Source organism: Bacillus sp. JST-5 (assembly GCF_057747715.1).
On record NZ_JBYLHW010000080.1, the window covers coordinates 1 to 10,941 of the forward strand.

Here is a 10,941-nt window from a genome sequence, read left to right on the forward strand (position 1 = left end):
GGTTTATTTATTATACCCAATTTTAATTAAAAATAGTTTCAGGAATTATCGAATTAGACTTGACTAATCGTAGGAAAGTACGATTACTCGTACGCGATCTCTATGGGCCATTAATTAATTCGTATTATATCACATATTCTCCCTCAGTTAAAAAAATAGAATACCTGAGGTTTATTTATTATACCCAATTTTAATTAAAAATAGTTTCAGGAATTATCGAATTAGACTTGACTAATCGTAGGAAAGAGGCTGGGACATAACTAGCAAATAGTGAGAAAGGAGATTTTGATGCTACTCAAAATCTCCTTTCTCTGTTTTATCTTTTATTTTAAGAATTTAATACCGTAAGGTATTATCTGTTGGCCGTGTATTTCCTTAAATTCACGGCCATTAATGCAAAGCCCATTTCGTTTTCAACCTTCGATTTTCCACGTACAGAAAATCGAGTGAAACGCAAATTAGCTTTCAAGAATCCAAAAACTGGTTCTACGTCAATTTTGCGTTGACGATAAATTGAACTCGTTTTCTCTTCTGAAAGCTTCGCTCTTACATATTCTTTTTGTTTTTTCCACTTCTCATTCACCATGAGTTTTCGATTGTTGCCTTCTTTTGCTTTCGTGCAAGATGAACGAAGGGGGCATCCCGAACAATCTTCACACTCATAGATTTTAAACTCTCGTTTGAAACCTGTTTTATCTGTACGTACTGATACATATTTGAATACGAGGCGTTGCTGATTCGGGCAAGTGTATGTATCACTTTCCTTGTCATACTGCCAATTGTCTGGATTAAATTTGTTTTGTTTATACTTTTTCTTTTGCTCTTTCAAGTACATGTTATACGTAATCAGTGCTTCTCGTCTTCGTTTCGAAAGTATCTCATCATAGTTTTGTTCACTACCATAACCTGCATCTGCGACAATATGCTTCGGTAAATTAAAAAAATGTTTCTCAATCTTATCCAAAAAAGGAATTAGAGTACACGAGTCTGTAGGATTAGAATAAATTCCATAGGCTAGTGCGTATTGACCTTCTGTTGCGATTTGTACATTATATCCCGCCTTCAGTTGGCCATTTTTCATATAATCATCTTTCATTCGCATGAACGTCGCATCAGAATCTGTTTTGGAATAACTATTCCGTTCACCAAAGATTTCAAAGTCTTTTTGGTACTTCTGTTTACGTATGATAAAGTCAATGAACTGTTTATATGCTTTCTTCGGATATTTTCGCTTGCTTCTTAATGCTTTTCGTTCTGAGGCATCTGACGATGCTTCAATTTTTTGGTCATATTCTGTAATCACATCATCTACTTTTTGAACCATTTGAGCGAGTTCTTCTATTAATAGTTCATCCTCGCTTTCACGTTCAATTTCAGGTATGATTTCTTTTTCTAACAGTTCGTTGTATAGCTGATTTGACTTTTCAATTAAACTGTGATGGTATTTTTCAATCGATTTTTTCCATACAAATGTAAACTTATTCGCATTCGCTTCAATCTTTGTACCATCAATAAAAATGGCTTCCTGATCAATCAATTTTTCTTGTACGAGTTGGCAACGGAATTGGACGAAACACTGACGGATTAACTCTTTTACTTCAGGTTGAACACGGAAACGGTTAATTGTACGATAGCTAGGTTCATATCCTTGGGATAACCACATCATGCGAATACTGTCTTTTAATAGTGCTTCAATTTTACGACCTGAAAAGACAGATTGAGAATAAGCACACAAAATAATTTTTAACATCATGCGTGGATGATAAGCAGGACAACCTGTATTTCGAAGAAATGGCTCAAAGGCTTCATCGGGGATACTTTCAACTAAATGGTGAATGTGGAAGGCAATATCATTTTCTTGTAATTTTATTTCTAAATCTAGAGGTAAAACTAGTTGATTCATGTTATAATATTTAAACATAAGGACACTTCCTTTGGCTAAAATTTTTTGGGGTTAGATACTTAAATTTTAGCAGAAAGTGTCCTTTTATGATGCAATAAAATTAAGCCGCCGACATTTTACTTGTGTAAAATGCCAGCGGCTACTTTTAGTTAGAGGTGGGTTTTGTCCCAACCCCTTTATGATCAACCTGACTAATTTCAATATATTGTTCAGCCCAACGATCGAGCTCGCGGAAAACTGGTTCAAGAGCTAATCCTTTTTCTGTCAAAGAATATTCTACGCGAACGGGAACTTCAGGAAAAACTTCTCGGTTCACGATTCCTTCTTTTTCTAAATCTTTTAGTCGTTCAGATAAAAGTCTTCCGCTAATTGGAAGGGCACTTTCTATTTCACAAAAACGCTGACGACCATTAAGCAATTGATAAATAATCATTCCGGTCCAACGTTTACTGATAATTTCCATTGCTTTTTCTGTTTTCGGACAAATGGAAAAATCCTTCATTGTAATCACCCCGAATCGGTCTCCTTAATAAATACTTTAGCGCAATGTTTGATAAAAGTCTACAATGGTGAAAAAGACATCGCGAAGGAAAACTTTATGTGTTTTAAAATGAAGAATAGAAGAACTAATAAAAATCCGATGATAGTAACAATACGTTTTGTATTTAAAGTTAGAAATACCTAAATACCAAAAAATCCTAAGATCGCACTTTAATATGATTGGAGATAATCAGTGGAATGTATATGAATTTATATTGTTTTAAATAAAAATGGTATAGGGAGTATATGAAAATAGGTTAGTAAAGGATAAAGATTTTATGGCTGTTTATTTATGGTAAAATTACTATGAGGAATTGATTAATCAAAGAGTTAGGAGTGAAATTATGGCTGTATTAGTAATGGGAATATCGCTTGTGATTTTTGGGGTTTCAACTTATCTATTACAATGGGTGCTTAAAAATAAGAATTAATTAAAAACTCATATACTTAAAAAGTAGTATTGTCAGTATATTCGATTTTAATGGCTAATTTCATGAAAATTAATGTTTCCATCTTATAACATTCATATGAATATCAAATTTTTCAATAATGGTTTTACAAAATGAAGTATGGATAAAAAAGTAGAATTTAGTTCCATTAAAGGAGAGTATGTTATGACGAATTTTGGTTTAGGTCTTTTATTATTGTTAATTATCGCTAGTTTCGTAGGATTTCTTATATACAAAATTATGAAAAACTCCTAATAACATCGATCAAATTTGAGGAATCTGATTTTTAATACTATCCAAAACCACTAGTTTTTTCGGATGGTTTTGGATACTAGGAAAATAAAGCTCCAATCTTATTCAACAGGAATACAGAGATTAAAAGACGATATAAATTAAAAAAAGTAGGTATTTAGCATTAATTTGAATATACAAAATATTGAAAAAAATCGTTTTATTTTCAAATAATTTGTGTTATTCTTAATTTTGAAGCGGAAACTTTTATTCCTTAGAGAACAATGACTATTAAAAAGGGGGAATCAAATGATTAAGAAAAAATCTGCAATTTTATCTTTACTGTTAGCATTTGTTTTAATCATCGCAACAGCGTGTGGAAATAATGATGAAACAAATGGTGACAATAATGATGGTGGAAAAGGCGGAACCATTGATTTATTAATGGGTACTGGTAGCCAAGGTGGAACATATTTCTCACTTGGGGCTGAAATGGCGAACGTTTGGAATAAAAATATTGAAAATATTAACGTAACTTCAACCGAATCAGGTGCATCAGTAGAAAACTTGGCTAAAATAGCTAATGGTGATTTTGACTTAGGAATGACTGTTCATATTCCAGCTTATGATGCATTGGAAGGAAAAGGAGATTTTGAAGGAAAGAAAGTTGAAAACTTCGCCTTTATCGGTCACATATATCCTGAAGTCTTACAGATTGTGACTAGAGAAAGTTTTGGCATTAATTCCATTGCAGATTTAAAAGGTAAAAAAGTTGCCATCGGTCCACCGGGTAGTGGGACACAAGCAGCAGCCAAAATTGTGTTAGAAGCATTTGGATTAAAAGATGGTGACTATGAAGCTTATCAAGAAGGATTCGGTGATGCAAAAGCGAAACTTCAAGACGGTACGATTCATGCATCATTTGGTCTATTAGGATTACCAGATGCGGGTATCGATGAATTACAAGCTTCAGTTGGCGATGTAAAATATTTAGAGATCACTGGAGACGAATTAAAATATGTTGAAGAAAACAGTGGCTATTCTGGGTATACAATCAAATCGGGATCTTATGAATGGTTAAAAAATGATGTTAATACAGTTTCCGCTTACGCAATTTTAGTCGCCAATACAAAAACTGTGAATGACGACATTGCTTATCAATTAGCAAAAGTTATGATTGAAAAAGCGAGTGAAAATACTCATCAACAAGCAAAACATACGACAAAAGAAAATGCATTAAATGGTCTTGGTAACTTGCCAATTCACCCAGGTGCAGAAAAATATTATAAAGAAATTGGTATACTCAAGTAAAGCTATAAAGGGCCAGACACATTGTGTCCTGGCCTTTTTTAGCCAACACTCGTTGTTAAGGTGGTGAATGATATGAAATGGCTTAAAAAATTTATCGAAGATGCCAAGAATGATAAAGAGGAACAAAGTGACGACTTGGAAGAAATTCTTGAGAAATATGATCGAGAAAGTGCCTATCGAAAAAAACTTGGTCGTTGGAAATGGCCAATTATGTTTTTGGCCATTGCTTTAACCATTTTTCATTTATTCACTGGCTACTACGGTGCATATGAAGCGAGAATTCAAGGTCCTATTCATTTAGGGACAGGTTTAGGTCTCATTTTTTTGTTGTATCCTATTAAAAAAGGCCTTCAAAGAAAACAAACAGGAGTCCCTTGGTATGATGTCGTCTTAGCGTTTATTTCTTTAGGTGTCGGATATTATAATGTGATATTTTATGAAGAACTTGTATCTCAAAAAATCATTTTTGGGTATGAAACGATTGATATTATAGTAGCTTCATTAGGAATTTTATTAGTGTTAGAAGCTGCAAGGCGTTGTGTGGGCTTACCGATTGTAATTGTAGCAGGTGTGGCGATTCTGTATGCAATGTATGGAAATTTAATACCTACAAAACTATTTGCCCATCGTGGTTTTGACTGGAGTACGGTTGTAACAGATTTATATTTAACTACAAAGGGTGTATTTAGTACCCCGATACAAGTTTCATCAACGTTTATCTTTTTATTTCTTTTCTTCGGAGTAATGCTAAATCGAACAGGGGTTGGTCAGTTTTTTAACGACATTGCCTTCGCATTAACTGGTAGATATACAGGGGGACAATCGAAGGCTGCAGTAGTTGCAAGTGCATTAGAAGGTATGGTATCTGGAAGTTCTGTAGCAAATACTGTTGGTTCAGGAGCATTTACGATTCCAATGATGAAAAAAGCCGGCTATAAACCAGAATTTGCTGCTGCGACGGAAGCTTCCGCCTCAACAGGTGGGCAAATTATGCCTCCAATTATGGGTGCTGCCGCATTTATCATGGCTTCATATACAAATACACCATATAGCACGATCATGATTGCAGCAATCATACCGGCAATTTTATATTTTCTTGGTGTATTTTTAGGTACACATTTTGAATCGAAAAAAATGGGAATTGTAGGTGTACCGAAAGAGCAATTACCAAACTTAAAAAAATTGATGCTTGAACGAGGTTATTTAATTTTACCTTTAATTGTTATCTTCTATACTCTTTTAACCGGTAAAACTCCAATGAGAGCTGCTTTAATGGCTATTCTTATATCTTTTCTTGTTAGTTTAATAAGAAAAGAAACTCGGATGTCTCTTTGGGGGATTTTAAAAGTTTTAGAAGAAGGTGCTAGAGTAGCTCTTCCTGTTATCGCTGCTTGCGCATCAGCAGGTATCATTGTTGGAGTTGTCGTACAAACCGGTTTAGGTGGAAGAATTGCCAATGGTATTATTGCATTAGGTGCAGGTAATTTATTATTAACTTTATTTTTTACAATGATTGCATGTTTAATATTAGGGATGGGATTACCAACTACAGCGAACTATATTGTAACTGCAACGATGGCAGCACCTGCTCTTATATTAGGATTAGGTGTTGATGTATTAGCCGCACACATGTTTGTCTTTTATTTTGGTATAGTTGCAGATATTACCCCTCCTGTATGTTTAGCAGCATATGCTGGGGCAGGGATTGCAAGAGCAAATCCATTCAAAACTGGAGTGACAGCAGTAAAATTAGCAACAGCGGCATATATTATTCCATATATATTTGTTATCAATCCACAAATGCTTCTAATTGATCCTGAGCCGCTTTATTTATCCTATTCTATCCTAACAGCGATTATTGGAATGATTGGGATTAGTGCCGCGATGGTAGGTTACTTAGTACGAACAGCCTATTGGTGGGAACGCATCGTTTTATTTGTCGGAGGTTTACTATTAATTTCTCCAAATGTATGGTTTGGTATTATTGGTATGGCTATATTAGCTATAATCGTATTTATTCAATCTAGACGTCCAAAAGAACAACCGGCAGTTTATTCAGGAACTTCAGTAAGTCAATAAAAATTGAAATCATTTTCATTTGTAGATGCTCAAGCAAAATCTAACTAGTATTAGATAAAGCCAGTGAAATTTTTTATAAGAATTTCACTGGCTTTGTTTATTAAACCATAAGTATTACTTTGAAATATTCGAAAACATAAATATAAAATTTAATGAAGAAATGAACTTTTCATTTTCTGTTACATCCTCACTTGAAACTAGTTTATAAAAGAATTAAAGCTTTATTTATGAAAACATCCCAATGAAAATTAGCCTAATATTTTATAAAAATAGTGATAACTTGATTATGATAGATTAATAAGTAGGACTATCTTGCAATAAAATGATATAATAGTTTTACTTTCAATTATATTATGATAATTTTTTGAAAAAAGTATTGACAAATGATAATAATTCTCATTATCATTTTATTAGGTCAGTTGATAAATGGATATTTTTTTGAATTCCAATTGAGAATGATTCTCTATTGCAAATACGTATTACATAAAAGGATGTTAAAGTCATGAAGTTAAAGTACCTAGTAACGGCATTGATTATACTATCAGCAATTTCCATTTTTATAGGAGTTTCTAATGTTTCACCTTTAGATTTATTTGATTTATCAAATGAACAAATTCATATTTTACTAGTTAGTAGACTTCCGCGTTTAGCCAGCATTTTAATTGCAGGGGCAAGTATTAGTGTTTGCGGATTAATCATGCAACAATTAAGTCGAAATAAATTTGTTTCGCCTACCACCGCTGGAACGATGGATGCAGCAAGACTTGGAATTCTAGTATCGTTAATGCTTTTCACAACGAAAAGCCCATTAGTGAAAATGTGTGTGGCATTTATATTTGCGTTACTTGGTACGTTCATCTTCATGAAAATTCTTGAAAAAATCAAATTTAAAGATGCGATCTTTATTCCATTAGTGGGGCTGATGTTTGGAAATATTATTAGTTCCATCGCTACATTTATCGCTTATCGATTTGATTTGATTCAAAACATGTCTTCTTGGCTATTAGGAGATTTTTCTACGATTGTTGGAGGACAATATGAACTCATGTATGTTAGCGTCCCACTATTAATTATTGCCTATATGTTTGCAAATAAATTTACGATTGCGGGACTTGGAGAAGATTTTGCTAAAAATTTAGGGTTAAATTACCGTACGGTTGTGAATATTGGTTTGGTGATTGTTGCCCTTGTCACTTCGTCCGTCATTTTGACTGTCGGTACGATTCCGTTTTTAGGATTAATTATTCCAAATATTGTTTCCATTTATCAAGGTGACCATTTACGAAAAAGTATTATCCATACAGCAGTCTTAGGTGCACTTTTCGTTTTATTCTGTGATATTTTTGGAAGGTTAATCATTTATCCATATGAAATCCCGATAAGTTTAACAGTTGGCGTCATTGGAAGCGGAATCTTTATTTACTTGTTATTGAGGAGTAGAAGACAATGAAATATAAAGGAAAAACATTCATCTTAGCGATTATATCTGTCGTTCTGATCCTCGGATATTTGTTTTATAATCTAGGCGCCAATTGGGGATATATTCTTCCGAGACGTGGAATGAAGTTACTTGCAATCGTTTTAACGGGAGGAGCCATTGCTCTTTCTACGACGATTTTTCAAACAATCACAAACAATCGAATATTAACGCCAAGTGTACTTGGACTTGATTCACTATATTTATTAATTCAAACATTAATCATCTTTTTATTTGGTTCGGTCATTTTTGTCGATCTGAATCCTAATATAAATTTTATTCTATCCGTGCTTATCATGGTGTTTTTTACAAAAATTTTATTTACCATCTTGTTTAAACGAGAAGGACAAAATATATATTTCTTGCTATTACTAGGTCTAATTTTTGGAACACTTTTTAGCAGCTTTACTTCTTTTATGGAAGTTGTTATCGATCCGAACGAATTTCAGTTAGTTCAGGATCGAATGTTTGCAAGTTTCAATAATGTAAAAACTGACCTATTATGGATCGCTGTTATTGGCATTTTAGCAACAGTACTTTATTTCTTGAAATTCTTAAAATACTTAGATGTTTTAGCTTTAGGAAGAGACCAAGCGATCGAGCTTGGGGTTGACTATGATTATGTAGTAAAGAGACTTTTAATTATCGTGGCCATATTAATTTCCATTGCAACAGCTTTAGTTGGTCCTATAACGTTTTTAGGATTATTAGTTGTAAATATTTCTTATGAATTTTTAAAAACATATCGTCATAGCTATTTAATTTTAGGATCTATCTTTTTGAGTATTATTGCTCTCGTTGGCGGACAATTCATCGTAGAAAGGGTATTTGCCTTTTCAACCACCATCAGTGTAATCATTAATTTTATCGGTGGAATTTACTTCATCTACTTACTACTAAAGGAGAATAAATCATGGTAGAAGTTAAAGGGTTAACTAAGAAATATGGAGATAAAGTTGTGGTCGATAATGTTAGCTTATCAATTAAAAAGGGGACCATCACTTCGTTTATCGGTCCCAATGGTGCTGGGAAAAGTACGCTACTTTCTATGATGAGCCGTCTATTATCTTACGATGAAGGGCAAGTACTTATAGATGGTGAAGACATAAGAAATATTAAAAATAACGAATTAGCAAAAAAATTAGCGATTTTAAAACAAGCAAATCATATTAACTTACGCTTAACCGTAAGAGAACTTGTATCATTTGGTCGATTTCCTTATTCTCAAGGAAGATTAAATAAGGAAGATTGGAAATTTGTTGATGAAGCTATTGCTTATATGGAATTAGAAGATTTACAAGATCAATATATCGACCAATTAAGTGGTGGTCAAAAACAACGGGCATTCATTGCCATGGTGATTGCACAAGATACCGATTACATTTTTTTAGATGAACCGTTAAATAATCTGGATATGAAACATTCTGTCCAAATCATGAAGACCATATGTCGATTAGTCGATGAATTGAATAAAACGGTCGTAATCGTCATTCATGATATTAACTTTGCTTCTTGTTATTCTGACTATATTATTGCATTAAAAAATGGAAAAATTGTGAAAGAAGGATCGCCGGAAGAAATCATTACTCCAACGACTTTAAAAGAAATATATGAAATGGATTTCCAAATCCAAGAAGTGAACAATAAAAAGATATCCGTTTATTACACATAGAAAAATTTAAAGAGGTGTATTTTCATGAAAAAATTCTTGATGTTATCACTAACATTAGTGTTTGCTTTAATTTTAGCGGCATGTGGGAAAGAAGAAAGTACTAGTAAAAGCAGTTCAAGTTCTGAACAAATAACTATCAAACATGAACTTGATGAAACGAAAGTTAATAAAAATCCTGAAAAAGTTGTCGTTTTTGATTTTGGTATTTTAGATACTTTAGATCATTTAGGAATTGAAGTGGCTGGTGTACCACAAGCAAACATTCCTTCTTATTTATCAAAATACGAGGATTCAAAATATACTAATGTTGGTAGCTTAAAAGAACCTGACTTTGAAGCATTAGCAAATATGGAACCTGATTTAATCATCATCTCTGCTAGACAAATGGAAATGTACGATGAATTAAAGAAAATTGCACCAACGATTTATTTAGGAGTAGATAGTGCAAGATATATGGATTCTTTTAAAGAAAATATGGAAATAGTAGGTAAAATATTCGGTAAAGAAAAAGAAGTAGAAGATGCAATTGCAAAAATTGAAGATGATATTAAAAAATTAAATGAAAAAGCTTCTTCATTAGATAAAAATGCTTTAATTATTTTAGCTAACGATGGAAATATCAGCGCATATGGACCAAAATCTCGCTTTGGTATTATTCATGACGTATTTGGTGTAAAACCTGTTGATAGTAATATTGAAGTATCTACTCACGGTCAATCCATTTCATTTGAATACATTGTTGAGAAAAACCCTGACTATATTTTCGTGATTGATCGTGGAGCAGTCGTTGGTGGCGAATCATCTGCAAAAGCTGCATTAGAAAACAAATTAGTTAAAGAAACGGATGCTTATAAAAACGGTAATATTGTATACTTAACTCCAGATTTCTGGTACTTATCTGGCGGTGGGCTAATCTCTGTACAAGAAATGGTTAATGAAATTAGTAATGGTTTAAAGTAAATTTATAGATGAACAAGAATGAAGCTGAACAATAATTGAAAAAGCCGGTGAAATTATTATATATTTCACTGGCTTTCTTATGTGCGCCCGGCATGTACATGAACTATAGGGTGTAAGTCCCGAACCCCGAAGACAGAAGTAGAGGTTAGCCAAGAGCAAGGGTGTCCGTGGTGACGCGGAATCTGAAGGAAGCTGGAGGCAAAACACCGGTCCGAGGAACACGAACCTCATATAAGGCTAGATATGATTGAGTGAGTTTGCATAACAAAACAAAGCTCTTTCTGTCGAAGGTCATATCGAGTAAATGAGGCGGATAGAT

General features: G+C 33.3%; 8 protein-coding genes. 6 read left to right on the top strand and 2 right to left on the bottom strand.

The features are described 5' to 3' along the window. Positions 1-352: 352 nt before the first annotated feature. The gene (locus AC3ASS_RS12535; RefSeq protein ID WP_488283862.1) at positions 353-1,921 is read right to left on the bottom strand and encodes an IS1182 family transposase; all 1,569 of its coding nucleotides are present in this window, start codon (positions 1,919-1,921) and stop codon (positions 353-355) included. A 127-nt stretch (positions 1,922-2,048) separates the two neighbouring features. Further along, positions 2,049-2,405 (bottom strand): winged helix-turn-helix transcriptional regulator, encoded by a 357-nt coding sequence (locus AC3ASS_RS12540; protein WP_488283869.1) that lies wholly within the window; start codon positions 2,403-2,405, stop codon positions 2,049-2,051. Positions 2,406-3,432: 1,027 nt separating this feature from the next. Between AC3ASS_RS12540 and AC3ASS_RS12545 the strand changes: the two genes are divergently transcribed. The 6 genes from AC3ASS_RS12545 (at position 3,433) to AC3ASS_RS12570 (ending at position 10,622) form a co-directional block, all read left to right on the top strand. Then, positions 3,433-4,434 carry a TAXI family TRAP transporter solute-binding subunit gene (locus tag AC3ASS_RS12545; RefSeq protein ID WP_488283863.1) on the top strand — a complete coding sequence of 334 codons (1,002 nt, stop codon included), beginning with the start codon at positions 3,433-3,435 and terminating at the stop codon, positions 4,432-4,434. A gap of 72 nt (positions 4,435-4,506) precedes the next feature. After that, positions 4,507-6,513, top strand: a complete 2,007-nt coding sequence (locus AC3ASS_RS12550) for a TRAP transporter permease (protein ID WP_488283864.1) — start codon at positions 4,507-4,509, stop codon at positions 6,511-6,513. A 502-nt stretch (positions 6,514-7,015) separates the two neighbouring features. Next, entirely contained in the window at positions 7,016-7,963 is a 948-nt protein-coding gene (locus AC3ASS_RS12555) for an ABC transporter permease (RefSeq protein ID WP_488283865.1), read from the top strand. Next, on the top strand, positions 7,960-8,910 hold the full coding sequence (locus AC3ASS_RS12560; RefSeq protein WP_488283866.1) for an iron chelate uptake ABC transporter family permease subunit: 951 nt from the start codon (positions 7,960-7,962) through the stop codon (positions 8,908-8,910). The genes AC3ASS_RS12555 and AC3ASS_RS12560 overlap by 4 nt, the downstream gene beginning before the upstream one ends. Further along, complete coding sequence (locus tag AC3ASS_RS12565; RefSeq protein ID WP_488283867.1) at positions 8,904-9,662, top strand: iron ABC transporter ATP-binding protein; 759 nt, start codon at positions 8,904-8,906, stop codon at positions 9,660-9,662. The genes AC3ASS_RS12560 and AC3ASS_RS12565 overlap by 7 nt, the downstream gene beginning before the upstream one ends. A gap of 24 nt (positions 9,663-9,686) precedes the next feature. Further along, complete coding sequence (locus tag AC3ASS_RS12570) at positions 9,687-10,622, top strand: siderophore ABC transporter substrate-binding protein (RefSeq protein ID WP_488283868.1); 936 nt, start codon at positions 9,687-9,689, stop codon at positions 10,620-10,622. Positions 10,623-10,941 lie beyond the last annotated feature (319 nt).

Excerpts from the sequence above, each read along its gene's own strand:
- AC3ASS_RS12560 (WP_488283866.1), top strand. The coding sequence starts at position 7,960 with ATGAAATATAAAGGAAAAACATTCATCTTAGCGATTATATCTGTCGTT.
- AC3ASS_RS12570 (WP_488283868.1), top strand. The coding sequence starts at position 9,687 with ATGAAAAAATTCTTGATGTTATCACTAACATTAGTGTTTGCTTTAATT.
- AC3ASS_RS12565 (WP_488283867.1), top strand. The coding sequence starts at position 8,904 with ATGGTAGAAGTTAAAGGGTTAACTAAGAAATATGGAGATAAAGTTGTG.
- AC3ASS_RS12550 (WP_488283864.1), top strand. The coding sequence starts at position 4,507 with ATGAAATGGCTTAAAAAATTTATCGAAGATGCCAAGAATGATAAAGAG.
- AC3ASS_RS12545 (WP_488283863.1), top strand. The coding sequence starts at position 3,433 with ATGATTAAGAAAAAATCTGCAATTTTATCTTTACTGTTAGCATTTGTT.
- AC3ASS_RS12535 (WP_488283862.1), bottom strand. The coding sequence starts at position 1,921 with ATGTTTAAATATTATAACATGAATCAACTAGTTTTACCTCTAGATTTA.
- AC3ASS_RS12555 (WP_488283865.1), top strand. The coding sequence starts at position 7,016 with ATGAAGTTAAAGTACCTAGTAACGGCATTGATTATACTATCAGCAATT.
- AC3ASS_RS12540 (WP_488283869.1), bottom strand. The coding sequence starts at position 2,405 with ATGAAGGATTTTTCCATTTGTCCGAAAACAGAAAAAGCAATGGAAATT.